We start from the raw sequence: 14,812 nt of genomic DNA, 5'->3' as shown, positions 1-14,812 counted from the left end.
TCTTGACCAGTGAACGCAATACCGATATCGAAATCCGGCTGCTGATCGAGGCGATCTACCTCAAGTACAGCTACGATTTTCGCGATTACTCCGGCGCCTCGATCAAGCGCCGGATCCTCCATGCCATGCGCCAGTTCGACTGCCGCACGGTATCGTCGCTGCAGGAGCGAGTGCTGCATGACCCGGGCATGTTCCTCGAGTTGCTGCAGTACCTGACGATCCCGGTCAGCGAGATGTTCCGCGACCCTGGGCACTTCCTGGCACTGCGCACCGAAGTGGTGCCGCTGCTGCGCACCTGGCCCTCGCTGAAGATCTGGATCGCCGGTTGCAGCACCGGCGAGGAGGTGTACTCCATGGCCATCCTGCTGCGCGAGGAGGGCCTGCTCGAACGCACCATCATTTATGCCACCGATATCAATCCGCACTCGCTGGAGCGTGCCAAGCAGGGCATCTACTCCATGCAGGTCATGCATGAGTACGAAGATAACTATCGCAAGGCAGGTGGTCGGCGGGACTTTTCCGAGTACTACACCAGCGCCTACGGCAACGCCATCATGGATGCCAGTCTGCGCGACAACGTGACCTTCGCCGATCACAGCCTGGCCACCGACAGCGTGTTCTCCGAGACACAACTGGTGTCGTGCCGCAATGTGCTGATCTACTTCAACAAGGGGCTGCAAGACCGTGCCCTGGGGCTGTTCCACGAGTCGCTGTGCCACCGCGGCTTTCTGGTGCTGGGCAGCAAGGAGTCGGTGGACTTCTCAGCCTACGGCGAGCGTTTCGAGCCGCTGGTGCGGCCCGAGCGGATCTACCGCAAGACATGAACAGCGTGCGAGCGATTGTGATTGGCGCCTCGGCGGGGGGCGTGTCGGCGCTGTTCAGCGTGCTCGGCGCGCTGCCCGGCGATTTCGCCATCCCGGTATTATGCGTGCTGCATCTGCCCGATGATCGGCACAGCCAGCTGGCCGAGGTGCTGCAACGCCGCTTGCGTCGACCGGTTCGCGAGGCCCTCGACAAGGCGCGAATAGAGCCCGGCCTGATCTATGTAGCGGGGCCGGGCTACCACCTGTCGGTGGAGCGTGATTTCAGCCTGTCGCTGAGCCAGGAAGAACCGGTGCATTTCTCACGACCGGCAATCGATTTTCTCTTCGAGTCGGCCGCCGACGCCTACGGCTCGGAGCTGCTAGGCGTATTGCTCACCGGGGCCAATGAAGACGGCGCCCAAGGGCTTTTACGCATCAAACAAAGCGGAGGCCGGACGGTAGTCCAGGACCCTCGCGAAGCACAGGTCGCGTTGATGCCGGAGGCCGCACTGGCCCTGCACGACCCGGACCACATTCTTTCCCTGAGCGGTATCGGGCAGTTGCTCGCTACCCTGGAACCCAGCGCATGCTAAGCCACATCACCGCGAAACTGCTGATCGTCGACGACCTGCCGGAAAACCTGCTGGCCCTGGCCGCCCTGATCCAGGGCGATGACCGCGAGGTGTATCAGGCACAGTCCGCCGACGAGGCGTTGTCGCTCCTGCTCGAGCACGAGTTCGGCCTGGCCATTCTCGATGTGCAGATGCCTGGCATGAACGGATTCGAGCTGGCCGAGCTGATGCGCGGCATGGAGAAGACCCGCAATATTCCCATCGTCTTTGTCAGCGCCGCCGGGCGCGAGATGAACTATGCCTTCAAGGGGTATGAGAGCGGAGCGGTGGATTTTCTGCACAAGCCCCTGGAACCCTTGGCTGTGAAGAGCAAGGTGTCGGTATTCGTCGACCTGTTCCGCCAACGCAAGGCGCTGGACCGCCAACTGCAGGCCCTGGAACACAGCCGGCAGGAGCAGGAGCTGCTCCTCAACCAGTTGCAGCTGGCTCGTGGCGAGCTGGAGCGAGCAGTGCGCATGCGCGATGACTTCATGTCGATCGTCTCCCATGAGGTGCGCACGCCACTCAACGGGCTGATCCTGGAAACCCAGTTGCGTCGCATGCATCTTGCGCGTGGCAACCTGGCGGCGTTCAGCGAAGACAAGCTCAAGGCCATGGTCGAGCGCGACGAACGCCAGATCAACAGCCTGATCCGCCTGGTCGAAGACATGCTCGACGTGTCGCGGATTCGCACCGGCAAGCTTTCGATCCGGCCGCGCACCTTCGACCTTGGACAACTGGTGCGGGGGCTGGTGGAGAACTTCACCGCCCAGGCCAACGCGGTGGACACCTTTATCGAGCTGCAGCGCTGCGATGCCTTGCAGGGCGAGTGGGACGAGTTCCGGATTGAACAGGTGGTGGCCAACCTGTTGTCCAATGCCTTGCGCTATGGCAATCGCAAGCCTGTGCAAGTGCGGGTGTTCGAAGAGGACGCAATGGCCTGTGTACAGGTGCAGGACCAAGGTATCGGCATCGATGTACAGAACCAGCAGCGGATCTTCCAGCAGTTCGAGCGTGTCGCTGCGCAGCAGGCCAGTGGTGGCCTGGGCTTGGGCCTGTACATTTCCGAGCAGATCATCCTGGCCCATGGCGGGCGGATCCGGGTCGACAGTCAGGTTGGAACTGGGTCGACGTTCACCGTCCAGCTGCCGCTATCGGTATTGCCGCATGCCTGTGATCAGCCCCGGGCAACCTCTGCATAAAGCTGCGGTCTGATAGCCAACTTATTGAATTCGAAGGCGTTGTCATGAGTGAAGATGCACAAGACGTGGTACTGGTGGTCGAGGACGAGCCGGCGATCCGTATGATCCTGCGTGATTACCTGGCAGGCGAGGGCTACCACGTGCTGGTGGCCGAGGATGGCGAGCAGGCGTTCGCGATCCTGGCCAGCAAGCCGCACCTGGACCTGATGGTCACCGATTTCCGCCTGCCGGGCGGGATTTCCGGGGTGGAGATCGCAGAGCCTGCGGTGAAACTGCGGCCTGACCTGAAAGTGATCTTCATCAGCGGCTATCCGGCGGAGATTCTCGAGTCGGGTAGCCCGATCGCGCGCAAGGCGCCGATCTTGGCCAAGCCGTTCGACCTGGATACCCTCCACGAGCAGATCCAGGCGTTGCTGCGCTAGGCCATCGCTGGCAAGTCGTTGCGGCGAACCGTAGCTCCCACAGAGGCGGCGCTTGGCTTGAGGGCGGCGCGGTCGGGGTGGCAGCCGGCTCGCCGGCGAATGGGCTGCACCGCAGCCCCGGTATGGATGGCGTTACCTCAACCGATCTGCGTACGCAGCAATGCCATGGCCCGGTCAACCTGCTGTTCATCGTTGAGCAGGCTCGGCGCAAAGCGGATCACCGGCCCTGCGTCGCGGTCCACGGCATCGACCATGACCTTGTTGGCGTTCAGGTAGGCGGCCACGGCATCGGGATCGCGATCCTTGATGCGGAAGAAGGTGAAGCCTGCGGAGAACTCGCGGCTGACCGGCGTCACCAGCTCCACGGCGCGGTGTTCAGCCAGGCGCGCCTTGAGGTAGTCGTTGAGCTGGTGGATACGTGCCTGGACATCGGCCTTGCCCAGCTCCAGGTGCAGCTTGAAGGCCTCGCCCAGCGCCCAGCGGTGCTCGAAGGCGTGGTACCCGCCCGGGGTCATGATGGTGCCGAAGTCCTCGTTGCGTGAAAAGGTGGCGAAGGTCGGTGTCAGGTGCTGCATCTGCTCGGACGCCGAGCAGATGATCCCGGTCCCGCGTGGACCGAACATCCACTTGTGGGTGCCAGCGATGAAGTAGTCGCAGTTGAAGTCGGCGAAGCGGGCGTTTTCCACGCCGAAGCCATGCACGCCATCGACCACGTAGACAATCCGTTCGGCCTCGTCGCGGTTGCGGTTGTGCTGGCGCACCAGCTCGCCGATGGCGCCCACCGGCAGCTTGACGCCGCTGCCCGAGTGCACCCAGGTCATGCCCAGCACACGGGTTTCAGGGCGAATGCTGCGGTCGATCACGCTCAGCACCCGGTCGGTGGACACGTCGCCCGGTTTGTCGAACAGGCGCAGCTTGCGCACCTGGGTGCCATGCTGGCGCAGACGGAAGGCCAGGCAGTTGTGGGTCGAGTAGTGCTCGTGCTCGGTGGTCAGGATCTCCTGGTGCGACGCCACATGCAGGCCGCCGTAGATCATGCCCAGACCCTCGGTGGTGCTGCCGGTGAGGGCGACCTGGCGGGGGCGCACGTCCAGATAACGGCCAGCCCACTCGCGGACCTCATCCTCGCGCTGCCATTCGTACTGGCTCTCCCAGTCCATGCACACCGCGGGGTTGTGGTCGAGGGTGGCGCGGTGGCGGTCGATCGCATCCTGTACCGGCCGTGGGTGGGCGGTGATCAGGAAGTTGGCGAAGTGCGCGACATCCGGCGCCAGGGGAAACAGCTGGCGCAACTGGCGCCATTTGTCCGGGCCCTGCAATGACGGCGGGGTGGCGGTGGCGGCCAGGGCGCTTGGCAGCAACGGCAGGCTGGCCGCCAGGGCGGCGGCCTGCTTGAGGAAGGCGCGCCGATCAGTCATGGCGGGTTTCCTGGGCGGTATTGGCGAGCTGGGCCACGGGGTTGGCGGCTTTCTGCACCTGCCCCCAGACGCGCAGGAAGTTGCCTGCCCAGAGCTTGGCGATATCGGTTTCGGAATAGCCGCGGGTCAGCAGTTCGGCGGTCACGTTGCGGATCTCGCCGACGTTCATGAAACCGGTGACGCCGCCGCCATCGTTGAAGTCGGAACTGATGCCGACATGGTCGATGCCCATCTTCTTCACCGCGTAGTCAATGGCGTCGACATACTCCTTGAGGCCGGCGCGGGGCTCTTCGTCGACGATTGCATACAGGCTGCTGGCGTATTCGCCGAAGCGCGCCTCTGGCCAGATGGCGATGATCGGGTCGCCCGGCATCAGTGCGTTGGTCAGGCCTTGCAACGGTTGCAGGTCGAAGCGTGCGCGCAGGGCTTCGAGCTTCTCCAGGGTCGGCTTGCTCAGGGGCTTGAGGTAAGTGGTGAAGGCCACCACCTGAAGCACGCCGCCGCTGTCCTTGATCAGTTGCATCTCTTTGTCGGACAGGTTGCGCGGAATGTCCACCAGCGCCCGTGGCGCCGAATGCGAGGCCACGAACGGCGCGCGGCTCAGGCGGGCGACGTCTTCCAGGGCCAGGGTGGACATCTGCGAGACATCGATGATCACGCCCAGGTCGTTGAGCCGCTTGACCGCCTGCTCGCCCAGTGGCGACAGGCCGCCGAAGGCGTCGGGGGTGTCGTTGAAGAATGGCAGTGGCCGCGAGGAATCGGCCCAGGCGTTGTTGCCGGTGTAGCTGAAGCCGAACATGCGCATGCCGCGCTTGGTCCACAAATCGAGCTGCGACAGGTCGCTGCCCAGTGGGTAGGCGTTGAGCATGCTGATGAAGATGGCGAACTTGCCTTCGCCGTTCAGGCGCCGGAAGTCGTCCGGTGTGTAGGCGATGCCGACCTGGTTGGGGAAGTCGCGCACGATGCCGCTGATGATCTTGTAGCGCACTTCCTGCTGGTTGCGGGCCTCGTCGATGAAGCCAGGGGTAGGGCGGTGCGGCGCGTTCGGGCCGTTCCACAGCTCCGGCCAGCCGAAGACGGTCAGCGCCGCGCCGGACAGCCGGCCCTTGGCCGCCTTGGCCAGGTCGAACTGGCCACGGCCGTCCTTGTCTGCTTCGTAACCGGTGCTGCCGTAGCCCAACGGCACGGTGACATGGCTGTCGAAGGAGAGCATGTGCTCATGCAGGTCGTTGGCCTGCTGCACGATCGCACGGGGGTAGCCGCCGTCCTGTTTCCAGAAGTAATAGCCGGCGGCTCCACCCAGGGCGGCCACCAGGGCCAGGGGCAGGCCGATGTACAAGGCTTTGCGGGAGCGGGTCTTGGTCATTGCCATCTCGTTGCAGGGCTGATCGGTTCCGGCCTGGCCGCGCGGTGGGCGCTAGGGCAGGGCTCGGGTATCAGGTGGACGAATGGCGGGCGGGTAAATTTATCGGTGGGCGAGAATCAAGTTTGCACGCGTGGTGCCGATACCCCAGTCATTGAAAGGACCCACCGTGGAGGATTAAGGAATGGTAGGCATCAACAACGTCAGCAGCATCGCCACGCAACTGGTCAAAGGGCAGGCCAAAGAAGACGAGAAGTCGCCGGCTACTGTCGCGGTAGACCTCAAAGGCACCAGCGAACCAGGCAAGCCTGCCGGCGCAAAGAAGGCCGAGGATGACGAGGGTAGCGGCGAGCCGTCGTACATTCAGCAAATGCGCGAGATGATCAGGCAATTGCAGAAGCAGATGGCCGAAGAACAGCGTCAGCTGGCGAAGATCGCCGCGCAGGAAATGGACGACACCACGAAAGCGACGATGATTCTCGCCAAGCAGTCGAGCATTGCCACCTTGAGCGGGCAAATACAGGCAGCGACCGCGAAGCTGCTTGATGCACTGACCAAGACCGGCGGCAACAGTGCCGGTGGCATGGTATCCACCCAGGCCTGAAAACGCCCGGTTTCAGCCCACAACGCCCCGCTTGCGCGGGGCGTTGTCGTTTCAGTCCTGCGCCAGGCGCGCGCGCTGCCTTTCACTCTTGTACTGCATGGCGACTGCCGGCGCCGGCTTGGCGCTGCCGGTTTCCAGCCACTGGCGCATGCGGCTGGCGTCGGCGAAGTGGGTGTACTTGCCGAAGGCGTCGAGGATCACCATGGCCACTGGACGGTTGTCCATTTTGGTCAGCAGCACCAGGCAATGCCCCGCTTCGTTGGTGAAGCCGGTCTTGGTCAGCTTGATGTCCCAGTTGCTCTTGTTCACCAGGTGGTCGGTGTTACGGAAACCCAGGGTGTAGTTGGGCTTGCGGAACGCCACGGTCTTTTCGCGGGTGACCGACAACTCGCTGAGCATCGGGTACTTGCGCGAGGCCATCAGCAGCTTGGCCAGGTCCTGGGCGGTGGAGACGTTCAAGGTCGACAGGCCGGTCGGCTCGACGTAGCGGGTGTGGCTCATGCCCAGGCTGCGGGCCTTGGCGTTCATCGCCTTGATGAACGCGCCGTAGCCACCGGGGTAGTGGTTGGCCAGTGAGTTGGCCGCACGGTTTTCCGACGACATCAGGGTGATCAGCAACGTCTCGCGACGGTTAAGCTCGCTGCCCAGCCGCACCCGGGAATACACGCCTTTCATCTCCGGGTTGTTGGCGATGGTCATGGTGAGCATCTCGTCCATGGGCAGCTTGGCGTCGAGCACGACCATCGCGGTCATCAACTTGGTGACCGAGGCGATGGGGCGCACGCGATCGGCGTGGCTGGAATACAGCTCCTTGTTGGTGTTGAGGTCGATCAACAGGGCGCTGCCGGACGCCAGGTGCAGTTTGCTCGGGTCACGCTGGACCTGGGCCGGGGGTTGTGCAGCAGCGGTCGACGGTAGGGTCGCGGTTCCTGTGAGCAACAGCAGCAGGCTGAGGATGGACAGGGAAGTTTTCACGTTGAGGCTCACTAAATGTTGGTATGTCGTTGGCTGTGCAAGGGTTTCCCCCAAAAACCGTTGCATTCTGGAGTATGGTCGAACGGCTGTCGAATGCCTTATATCCAAAGGGCGTAACGTGAACGAAATTTAATCCTGTACCAATTCCGTACCAATTACTGCCAATTCCAGCTTGGCAAGTTCTGACCAGTCGTTGGCTGAATTCAACCACTTGGCGTAGGTGGTGAGCAGCACCTGAACGGAGTGGCCAAGCTGCCCGGCAATGAACGCTGGGTTCATCCCTGACATGAGGCACATCGTGGCATATGTGTGCCTGCAGTTGTACTGTGGCCTCGCTCTGATCGAGGTTGCCTCGATCGCTTCGTTGAAGTGCCCGCCAGGCGTGCTTGATCCTTTCATGTGGGGCGACCTTCCGGCCGGCTGGAAGACGAATGGAGATTCTGCTGAGACCCGTCTGCCGTTGCGCTTCCTGGCGTCGGCGATCTGCCTTGCTCGTTCGAGGGCTCCCAGGGCCCGGCTGTTGAGCATGATCGTTCTGGTGTACTTGGTCTTCGTCCGCTCCACCACTTGGTTCTCTACGACGATCCGGCATACGTGGGCCGTCTTCTTATCGAAATCGATCTCGTCCCAGCGCAGTGCCATGATCTCACCGGTGCGCATCCCGGTGTAGAAGGCGAACTCATAGAAGGCTGCGAACACCTGGTTACACCGCGAAAAGTTCTTGTACATCCACTTGATCAAGTCCTCCGCTTCTTCCACGGTGAATGGATCGACCTGCTTCTTGATCTTCTGCGGAAGCTGGATCGATGCCGCAGGGTTCCTGTCTACCACCTCGTCATACACCGCTGCGCGGAACATTGCCTTGACCCGGGCGATGGCAGCGCGTTTGACTGTCGAGCTCTTCCACTCGGTCCTTGCGACCACCTCCCTCAGCACCATTGGCGTTACCGCCTTGATCGGCAGTGTCGCCAGGTGGGGCATCCAGTAGTTGTTCATCAATCCCTTGTAGTTGACTCGAGTGTCGTGCACCACCTCCAGGCTGTTCAGCCAGCTCTGCGCATATTCGCCGAACATCAGTTCGTTGGCTGGCGCCGTGTAGCTTGAGGCTGGGAACAGCTCGGCGTACCTTTTTTCGTCCAGCACGCCATGCCTGGCCAGGCTGACTACTTGAGCGCGTAGATCGGCTGCCGCCTTGATCCCCTTGGCGGTTTGGGGATATGCGAGCGTTTCGGATCGACGCTCACCGTTCCAAGTAAAACGGATCCGAATTGACTTGCCGATGAACTCGACTCCAGTGGGTAGCCCCAGCTTCCTTCCAGCCACGCTTCGTATCTCCTGATGCTGTAAAAAATCCGGCCGTCGATCTTCTTCCAAACCCCCTCAGGGATCACGCCGCGGCTTCGCTTTCCTTCCAGGGCCCGCTTGGTCGTTCCGATCAGCTCGGCCATTTTTTCCTCTGGGACCTTGTCGGATACATAGGCCACCGGCTGGCGTTCTTCGTCTTGCATGTTGGTCTCCACGCCGCCGGTGGCGGCAGGTTGGGGGTCAGGCCAGTAGCACTTCGCGCACGACTTCCCAGAGCCGGGCTGCGGGCCATTGGTAGCGGGCGAAGTTCGTGTCCGGCTGGATGCCGAAGCGGCAGGTGGAATGCGCGCCCGCTGGATGCTCATCCGTCTTGCGCATGATCGTCGCGACCCGGCCGTCGCCACCTGGCTCGGTCCGGTGATAGTCGTAGGCGAGAGACACGTACTCGCTGCCTGCGTCGATGAACTCGGTGTACTGGTGCTCCATGTCGGCGCGGCCATCTGGCGTCCATGGACGCCCGCCGCCGGCCTGGCGCTTGCCCTCATGCAGGTACAGCACGAACTCACCTTCTGCGCTGGCGTGCGCCTTGTAGCAGTGGTTGACCTGGGTGCCGACCAGTACCCGGGATACGAAGCTGAACCGGTGGTCATGGATGGCCGAGTGCTCGAAGCAATCCCTGCGCGGCAACTCCGGGTGCCACACATGCAGGCGCTGGTCGCCCTGCAGCTGGACCTGGACGAAGCCCAGGCCGTGGAGCGTGATTTTGTCCGTCATGACGTCGTCGATGATCATGGCAATAGCTCTCCATGCCCGCGCATGTCGGCGGGCTTGAGTAGTTGGGGGAGTGGTTACTTGCTGTACTGGTTGCGGATGCGGCGGGCTATGGCGCGTAGGTCGCCGTCCATCTCGAACATCTCGTTGTTGTCACGGCGCGAGACGACCCCGGACCTGGTGACGTTGCGGCCGCCCAGGATCCAGGCGGCCAGCAGGATCAGCGCCGACTCGAGCTGGCGCCGTAGCCAGCCTGTATGCGGGATCATCGCGGTGCTCGATAGATCAGGTAGGCCATGTAGGCGAGGGCGATCATGCCGTCAGCTCCTTCGGTACTTGGACGGTGGAGCCAATCTTGGCTGCAACATACGCACGGCTGGCGGCGATCAGGCGTGTATCACCCGAGCCGTACCCGGCGCGGGCGTCGCCGTTGTCGAGTTCAATCCATACCTCAGCACCACGACCACCACCCAAGACTTTCGGGACTCGCCGCTCCTCTGGATCGACTCGGTCAATCAGAGGGCCGCCCAATGCCCAGTTTTCCCAAGGGTTGTAGCGCTTGGTGTGCTCGATAGCCATGGCCTGGTACCGGGCGAAAACGCGCCACGGGTTGCCGTACTCCGGAGGCGCCAGGATCAGGTCCAGACCTTCAGCAATCCCGACCGCCCAGCCCAGGGCCTCGCCGGCTAGGTCTGCCGTCTTCACTTCGATCAGGTCGGTCATGGCGTCACCTGCTTGCTGTACCCGGCGTCGATCATCGCCTCGATCACCTGCCGGGAAACGGCCTCTGCTGGGATATCTCCCCGGAAACACTCAAGTGTTCTTGCGATGGCAGTGTGAGCGTTGCGGAGCTTGTGCAGGCGTTCATCTGCAGCGATTTGCTCTGGCGTTCTGATTGGGCGGAACCGTTCGACTGCCTTGTGTGGCAGTCGCTCTTCAACAAGAGGGCGGCCGTTCTGATACGACGGACGGGTAAATACGATTCCCAGGTCAGTAACCGCGGTAATGGTCGCCTCGACCCAACCGAGAACGTTGGCCTTAAACTCGCACTTTGTACCAACTGCAGGTAGGCCTTCACCATCCCAGCGCGCCGGCCGTGGCGTGATGTACTGGACCTGGCCCCGGGTGAAGTTGTGTCGGTGATCGCCGGTGCCGCCGCCATACGGATAGGCGCGATCCTCGGCGCCGACCACGGCGTACTGGTCCATGTTGATCCACACCTCGGTAATGCCGTGGTGGGCGACAAGGCCGTGGCCGTCTGCCCACTCAGGCGCCTTGCTCCAATCGATCTTGCTCACAGCTGATACCTCTCATCATTCCAGGCCGCCGGCGCGGCAGCAGGTGTAGGTTCGGGTTGGGTTTCGTGCGGGGAGAGCTGGCGCTCGTTGCCGGCCTGGCTCTGGCCTCGAAGCATCCAGTCGGGCAAGCAGCTGAGGCCTGCCGAGGTCGACCAGCAGGTAACGGACCTCTGATCGTCGTGGTACACATAGAACCCGGTGCGCATAGGCAGCAGTTCAAGTTGGCTTGCGCTGGACTCGGCTTTGCATTGGCCGGGATCGCTACTCCAGCAGTCAGGCTGACAACCGGTCAGGGTGGCCAGCAGCAGGAGGCAGAGGGCGAGGCGGGTCATGCGGTGAGCTCCAGTTGTGGGTCTGCTTTGGCCGCCAGCTCAGCGACGACGATGGCGTAGGCCTCGGGGTGCTGCTTGTCGAATGGCGGCATGTTCTCGGTTTCGACCCAGGTACCACGCGCTGACCCGCGAGCGAGCCAGCCAGGGTCGATGCCCTTTGGTCGCGTCCAGGCGGTCGGGCTGATGCCGAGTTCCTGTATCTGCTTCGCTGCGATGTAGCCCTGGGCTCGCATCAGGGCGATCACCCGCAGCGCGGCTTCTTTCCAGGGGGTTAGGCTGATCGGTGATGGAACGCCAGCCTGATGAGCCCCGACCACCATCGGTACCCGGCATCGTTCAGTCGGGTTCCAGTCGAACAGGTGCAGGTACTCTTCGTTGGCGAAGAACGCCCAGCTGCTACGGCTTTCCTCGCACCGCAACTCGAACTCCCATCCCGACTTGTCGCCGCCGCGGTGCATCCAGCGGGGAAGCAGCACCGGCACGCCAAGCAGCGCGAGCATTCGGCAAATGCCGTGGCTGGCATCGCTGGCCTTGCCGGCGATCACCAGGCGATGGTCCGGGCCCGGCCTGCCGTAAAAGTTCTCGTAGTCCTTCGGCAGGATCTGGTCGGCCACCTTGGCGTTCAGGCTCATCTTCGCCTCGACTCCGATCTGTCGACCGCTGGTGTGCACGGCCAGGATGTCGAAGCCCGCAGCTTCGGGGTAGCAGGTCCAATCGGCCTGCTTGTTCATCGACTGGATGAAGGCCGCGCACAACTCGGCCTCCGTCTTGATCGGTGTCCTTTCGAGCATGTCGATTCCTTGGCCGCCATATCGCGGCAGTGAATAGAGGGGATAGGGGTTACAGCGGCAGTGTTTCGGGGTACTTTTCCGTTTTTCAGGAGAGCCCAGCGTGATAGTTCATGGAATCGAATACAGCTTCTGCAGAGCCTCAAGCGTCACCCTTGGCCACGATGGCTTGGGTCTTGAGTGCCTTCGCGGCGACCAAATAATTTTCGAAATTTTCCGTAACGACGAGACGCTCAGGTTCGAGGTAACGCTTTTTGAGCGTGACGTACCGCTGGAGCTGCTTGAGTATGCAGTGCCTGCTGCCCGTGAATTACTTGGGGATTTTGACCCTTACATTCCAAGCTAGGCGCGGCTTTGCGGGATCGGTTTTCTGTGGGCATGGGGATACCTCGTGGCAACTCCATTGGAGCCGACTTTTTTGGTCTAGTCTTAAGGGGTTAGGCCGTTGCCAACGGCCATTTTTATTTCGGGGGTGATCTCATGGGTCAACAAAAGCACGCGATGATGAAGGCGGAGGACCAGGAGGCAACCGCACTTGGAATCGCAAGGCGAGCGGGTGTGGTGGATTACTGCGAGCATCACGCTGTGTACTCTCATGACGGGGAGGATATTCAGCCTGCCTACATGCTAGGCAATTCGATGTTCTCAAGCGGCGAGCTCGATGGCATTTTTGACGATCGCCGGGAGATGACGGACGCCATCAAGGCCGCTGTTGAGTCGTGCATGCCAGAATGCTATTCCTGCCAACGTCTCGAAGACGACTAAGCAGCTTTTGACTGGCCAGCAGTCGATTTCCATGGATCGTTAGCCCGCGCCAGAGCAGCCATCGGCGGCGGGCTGACGCTGTTGCCGCACATGTGCACCTGCTCGGTCTTGGTGAATGGCTTGCCGTCGGCGCCCTTGTCGATGATGTAGCTTGCCGGGAAGCCTTGGGCGCGGTAGAGCTCGTGCGGCTGGAGCATGCGCAGGCAGATGTCGACGATCACGTACGGGGTACCTTTCACGTACACGGTGACCAGGCCCAGGCGATCCTTGGTGGTTACCGTAGGTGCAGGTGAGTCGCAGCCGCTGATGTTCTCCGTGCCGTAGTAGCTGATCAGGAACGCGGCAACGCGCAGGGCGCCGGCCTCATGCTCAGGCGAGAGCTTGTACTCGACCAGGCCGTGGTGGGTGCCGCCAGCGCTGACGGTATGCGGCTCGTCGACAGCACGGGCATCGCAGTTGCCGCGAAGGTGAAGGAGGTTCGCTCCAACCAGCGCGTGGTGCTCGCCGGCAGTAACAGTGCTCAGTGGATCATCGGTATGTTGCCCGGTACTGCCGTTGCGCAGGGTTGCCAGGTGAGCCGTCACCAGGCGCTGCTGGCTGCCGGTGTTGGTGACCGTGGTCATTGGCTCGTCCGCTCCTTTGGCCGGGGTGGTGTTGAAGCCGCCGTTGGCCTGCTCGATAAACGCAGTGCAGATGCCCATGGCGTGGGCGGCGCCGGCCGGACGCTGGTAGTTTCCGCCGCTGGTGATGGTTGGCATCGGGTCGGTGATGGCTGCGCCTTCGCTGTTGAACCTGAACTTGACCAGGTGCGCGGTAGCGAGTGCGGTATCAGCCTTGGCAGTGATCGTGTACATCGGGTCATCGCCCGGACGCGGTTCCGTCTGCCCAGCGCGACCGCCCACGCCGACCATGACCGGACTCGCCATCATGAGCTCGCCGCGGTTGGCGGCCGTGACCGTGGGCAGCGGCTCGCTTGGATCGTTCACGCGGTCAGCACCCTGGTGCGTGGCCGGCAGGATGACCGCGCTCGACAACGCGTGCTTCGCGCCGGCGGCGACGATCGTCCCGAGTGGCTTGTCCAGGCCTGGAACTCGCGGTTGCTGCCCGGCGCGCTCGCCGTAGCCGGTTTGAACCAGGGTAGGGCTCGCCATAGCGAACGAGCCGCCCCGTGGCCAGGATGTGACGGTGCGCAGTGGCTCGTCAGCTGACTGGGCCAGTTCGCCAGACCAGTTCGCGATCGGCACGATGAAGGGCTGAGGGTTATCTAGCACGAACTTCTTCATGCCCTTGGCCACCCGGCGCAGCGTTGCGGCTGCCAAGTCCTTCTTGCGGCCGAAGATGCTCTTGCTCGGGACGCTCCAGTCAATGCAGTCGGCGGCGGTGCGCCATTTCTGCTGGCCCTTGGCTGGGTTCTTGGCGTGGGTAGGCTCCGGCCACACGATTGGCTGGCCGTCGCAGCGGGCGATCATGAACAGGCGTTCGCGGCTGGTTGGTGCGCCGAAGTCGCAGGCCTTGATGATCCGCCATTCCACCTGGTAGCCCATGCCCTCAAACAGATACACGAAGCGCCGCCAGGTGATGCCGCGGCGCTTCGGGTCGGGCACCAGGAACTGCTGTTGTACCGGTACGCGCTCACCGACGGCGGCAACAGTGCCGTCCAGCTTCATCACCCGCCCGGTGGCCTTGTCGCGCTTGGCGATCAGTGGCCCCCACTGCAGGATCTGCTTCACGTTCTCGAGGCTGATGACCCGAGGCTTTTTCTTGCCGGCCCACTTGAGGCCGATCCACGACAGGTTGCGGATCTCGCGCTTGCGGGGCTGGCCGCCGGCGGCCTGGCTGTGGTGGGTGCAATCCGGGCTCATGTGGAACCAGCCGACCGCGCGACCTTGGCATTCCTCGTCCGGGTCACCCTCGAAAACGTCGGTAGTGAAGTGGCGCGCCGCCGGATGGTTGGCGGTGTGCATGCTGATAGCCGCCGGGCTGTGGTTCTTGGCCACCGTTACCGGGCGGCCCAGGCCCATCTCCAGCCCGGTACCGGCGCCGCCGCCACCGCAGAAGAAGTCCACCACGATCTCGTCGTCTTGCGGATCGAAGCCAAGGCCGTACTGGGTTTTGAAGTCGAGCGGGTTCTTTTTCTGGAATGCAGACATGGGCG

Annotated in this window: 18 protein-coding genes; 6 read left to right on the top strand and 12 right to left on the bottom strand. The window is 62.6% G+C overall.

The features are described 5' to 3' along the window. Positions 1 to 2: 2 nt before the first annotated feature. From LU688_RS16640 to LU688_RS16625, 4 genes are read left to right on the top strand one after another with little or no spacing between them, the layout of a single operon-like run. On the top strand, positions 3 to 824 hold the full coding sequence (locus LU688_RS16640) for a CheR family methyltransferase (protein WP_094011900.1): 822 nt from the start codon (positions 3 to 5) through the stop codon (positions 822 to 824). Continuing rightward, positions 821 to 1,396: a chemotaxis protein CheB gene (locus tag LU688_RS16635; protein ID WP_023629511.1), complete on the top strand. Its 576-nt coding sequence runs from the start codon at positions 821 to 823 to the stop codon at positions 1,394 to 1,396. The genes LU688_RS16640 and LU688_RS16635 overlap by 4 nt, the downstream gene beginning before the upstream one ends. Further along, positions 1,390 to 2,616, top strand: a complete 1,227-nt coding sequence (locus tag LU688_RS16630; RefSeq protein WP_094011901.1) for a hybrid sensor histidine kinase/response regulator — start codon at positions 1,390 to 1,392, stop codon at positions 2,614 to 2,616. Before LU688_RS16635 ends, LU688_RS16630 begins: the two co-directional genes overlap by 7 nt. A gap of 44 nt (positions 2,617 to 2,660) precedes the next feature. Continuing rightward, complete coding sequence (locus tag LU688_RS16625) at positions 2,661 to 3,038, top strand: response regulator (protein WP_023629509.1); 378 nt, start codon at positions 2,661 to 2,663, stop codon at positions 3,036 to 3,038. 137 nt (positions 3,039 to 3,175) lie between these two features. Here the strand turns inward: LU688_RS16625 and pvdN are convergent, their stop codons facing one another. Together pvdN and pvdM are read right to left on the bottom strand one after the other, a co-directional pair. After that, on the bottom strand, positions 3,176 to 4,456 hold the full coding sequence (gene pvdN / locus LU688_RS16620; RefSeq protein WP_160290785.1) for a pyoverdine-tailoring periplasmic protein PvdN: 1,281 nt from the start codon (positions 4,454 to 4,456) through the stop codon (positions 3,176 to 3,178). Then, positions 4,449 to 5,822 carry a pyoverdine-tailoring dipeptidase-like protein PvdM gene (gene pvdM / locus LU688_RS16615; RefSeq protein ID WP_046855255.1) on the bottom strand — a complete coding sequence of 458 codons (1,374 nt, stop codon included), beginning with the start codon at positions 5,820 to 5,822 and terminating at the stop codon, positions 4,449 to 4,451. The genes pvdN and pvdM overlap by 8 nt, the downstream gene beginning before the upstream one ends. Before the next feature lie 181 nt (positions 5,823 to 6,003). Between pvdM and LU688_RS16610 the strand changes: the two genes are divergently transcribed. Further along, on the top strand, positions 6,004 to 6,423 hold the full coding sequence (locus LU688_RS16610; RefSeq protein ID WP_160290784.1) for a hypothetical protein: 420 nt from the start codon (positions 6,004 to 6,006) through the stop codon (positions 6,421 to 6,423). A 51-nt stretch (positions 6,424 to 6,474) separates the two neighbouring features. On the opposite strand, the gene pbpG is transcribed toward LU688_RS16610, so the two are convergent. The 9 genes from pbpG to LU688_RS16565 all read right to left on the bottom strand — a co-directional run bounded on the left by pbpG (position 6,475) and on the right by LU688_RS16565 (position 11,895). Continuing rightward, positions 6,475 to 7,398 carry a D-alanyl-D-alanine endopeptidase gene (pbpG, locus tag LU688_RS16605; RefSeq protein WP_046857753.1) on the bottom strand — a complete coding sequence of 308 codons (924 nt, stop codon included), beginning with the start codon at positions 7,396 to 7,398 and terminating at the stop codon, positions 6,475 to 6,477. A 129-nt stretch (positions 7,399 to 7,527) separates the two neighbouring features. Then, positions 7,528 to 8,661 carry a tyrosine-type recombinase/integrase gene (locus LU688_RS16600; RefSeq protein ID WP_330873217.1) on the bottom strand — a complete coding sequence of 378 codons (1,134 nt, stop codon included), beginning with the start codon at positions 8,659 to 8,661 and terminating at the stop codon, positions 7,528 to 7,530. Continuing rightward, the gene (locus LU688_RS16595; protein ID WP_232888163.1) at positions 8,562 to 8,906 is read right to left on the bottom strand and encodes a hypothetical protein; all 345 of its coding nucleotides are present in this window, start codon (positions 8,904 to 8,906) and stop codon (positions 8,562 to 8,564) included. The genes LU688_RS16600 and LU688_RS16595 overlap by 100 nt, the downstream gene beginning before the upstream one ends. Before the next feature lie 37 nt (positions 8,907 to 8,943). After that, positions 8,944 to 9,495, bottom strand: coding sequence for a hypothetical protein (locus tag LU688_RS16590; RefSeq protein WP_160290782.1), 552 nt, complete (start codon positions 9,493 to 9,495; stop codon positions 8,944 to 8,946). A 56-nt stretch (positions 9,496 to 9,551) separates the two neighbouring features. Continuing rightward, the gene (locus LU688_RS16585) at positions 9,552 to 9,743 is read right to left on the bottom strand and encodes a hypothetical protein (RefSeq protein WP_160290781.1); all 192 of its coding nucleotides are present in this window, start codon (positions 9,741 to 9,743) and stop codon (positions 9,552 to 9,554) included. 43 nt (positions 9,744 to 9,786) lie between these two features. Further along, positions 9,787 to 10,197, bottom strand: a complete 411-nt coding sequence (locus tag LU688_RS16580; protein WP_160290780.1) for a phage protein NinX family protein — start codon at positions 10,195 to 10,197, stop codon at positions 9,787 to 9,789. Next, positions 10,194 to 10,772, bottom strand: a complete 579-nt coding sequence (locus LU688_RS16575) for a hypothetical protein (protein WP_160290779.1) — start codon at positions 10,770 to 10,772, stop codon at positions 10,194 to 10,196. The genes LU688_RS16580 and LU688_RS16575 overlap by 4 nt, the downstream gene beginning before the upstream one ends. Beyond that, positions 10,769 to 11,104, bottom strand: coding sequence for a hypothetical protein (locus tag LU688_RS16570; protein WP_160290778.1), 336 nt, complete (start codon positions 11,102 to 11,104; stop codon positions 10,769 to 10,771). The genes LU688_RS16575 and LU688_RS16570 overlap by 4 nt, the downstream gene beginning before the upstream one ends. Next, positions 11,101 to 11,895 (bottom strand): hypothetical protein, encoded by a 795-nt coding sequence (locus tag LU688_RS16565; protein ID WP_160290777.1) that lies wholly within the window; start codon positions 11,893 to 11,895, stop codon positions 11,101 to 11,103. Before LU688_RS16565 ends, LU688_RS16570 begins: the two co-directional genes overlap by 4 nt. A gap of 477 nt (positions 11,896 to 12,372) precedes the next feature. Here LU688_RS16565 and LU688_RS16560 point away from each other — a divergent pair, with 477 nt between their 5' ends. Beyond that, the gene (locus LU688_RS16560; protein ID WP_160290776.1) at positions 12,373 to 12,657 is read left to right on the top strand and encodes a hypothetical protein; all 285 of its coding nucleotides are present in this window, start codon (positions 12,373 to 12,375) and stop codon (positions 12,655 to 12,657) included. Here LU688_RS16560 and LU688_RS16555 read toward each other — a convergent pair. After that, on the bottom strand, positions 12,654 to 14,807 hold the full coding sequence (locus LU688_RS16555; RefSeq protein ID WP_160290775.1) for a DNA cytosine methyltransferase: 2,154 nt from the start codon (positions 14,805 to 14,807) through the stop codon (positions 12,654 to 12,656). The two genes, LU688_RS16560 and LU688_RS16555, sit on opposite strands and share 4 nt — an antisense overlap. Positions 14,808 to 14,812: the final 5 nt, after the last annotated feature.

The organism is Pseudomonas soli, assembly GCF_021283165.2.
GTDB classification, from domain to species: domain Bacteria; phylum Pseudomonadota; class Gammaproteobacteria; order Pseudomonadales; family Pseudomonadaceae; genus Aquipseudomonas; species Aquipseudomonas soli.
The sequence above is the reverse complement of the archived record's forward strand: the minus strand, read 5'-3'. Positions and strand labels throughout refer to the sequence as shown.

What these genes read in the sequence shown, in the direction of transcription:
- LU688_RS16635 (WP_023629511.1), top strand. Translation starts at nt 821, where the DNA reads ATGAACAGCGTGCGAGCGATTGTGATTGGCGCCTCGGCGGGGGGCGTG.
- LU688_RS16630 (WP_094011901.1), top strand. Translation starts at nt 1,390, where the DNA reads ATGCTAAGCCACATCACCGCGAAACTGCTGATCGTCGACGACCTGCCG.
- LU688_RS16625 (WP_023629509.1), top strand. Translation starts at nt 2,661, where the DNA reads ATGAGTGAAGATGCACAAGACGTGGTACTGGTGGTCGAGGACGAGCCG.
- pvdN (WP_160290785.1), bottom strand. Translation starts at nt 4,456, where the DNA reads ATGACTGATCGGCGCGCCTTCCTCAAGCAGGCCGCCGCCCTGGCGGCC.
- pvdM (WP_046855255.1), bottom strand. Translation starts at nt 5,822, where the DNA reads ATGACCAAGACCCGCTCCCGCAAAGCCTTGTACATCGGCCTGCCCCTG.
- LU688_RS16610 (WP_160290784.1), top strand. Translation starts at nt 6,004, where the DNA reads ATGGTAGGCATCAACAACGTCAGCAGCATCGCCACGCAACTGGTCAAA.
- LU688_RS16595 (WP_232888163.1), bottom strand. Translation starts at nt 8,906, where the DNA reads ATGCAAGACGAAGAACGCCAGCCGGTGGCCTATGTATCCGACAAGGTC.
- LU688_RS16590 (WP_160290782.1), bottom strand. Translation starts at nt 9,495, where the DNA reads ATGATCATCGACGACGTCATGACGGACAAAATCACGCTCCACGGCCTG.
- LU688_RS16585 (WP_160290781.1), bottom strand. Translation starts at nt 9,743, where the DNA reads ATGATCCCGCATACAGGCTGGCTACGGCGCCAGCTCGAGTCGGCGCTG.
- LU688_RS16580 (WP_160290780.1), bottom strand. Translation starts at nt 10,197, where the DNA reads ATGACCGACCTGATCGAAGTGAAGACGGCAGACCTAGCCGGCGAGGCC.
- LU688_RS16570 (WP_160290778.1), bottom strand. Translation starts at nt 11,104, where the DNA reads ATGACCCGCCTCGCCCTCTGCCTCCTGCTGCTGGCCACCCTGACCGGT.
- LU688_RS16565 (WP_160290777.1), bottom strand. Translation starts at nt 11,895, where the DNA reads ATGCTCGAAAGGACACCGATCAAGACGGAGGCCGAGTTGTGCGCGGCC.
- LU688_RS16560 (WP_160290776.1), top strand. Translation starts at nt 12,373, where the DNA reads ATGGGTCAACAAAAGCACGCGATGATGAAGGCGGAGGACCAGGAGGCA.
- LU688_RS16555 (WP_160290775.1), bottom strand. Translation starts at nt 14,807, where the DNA reads ATGTCTGCATTCCAGAAAAAGAACCCGCTCGACTTCAAAACCCAGTAC.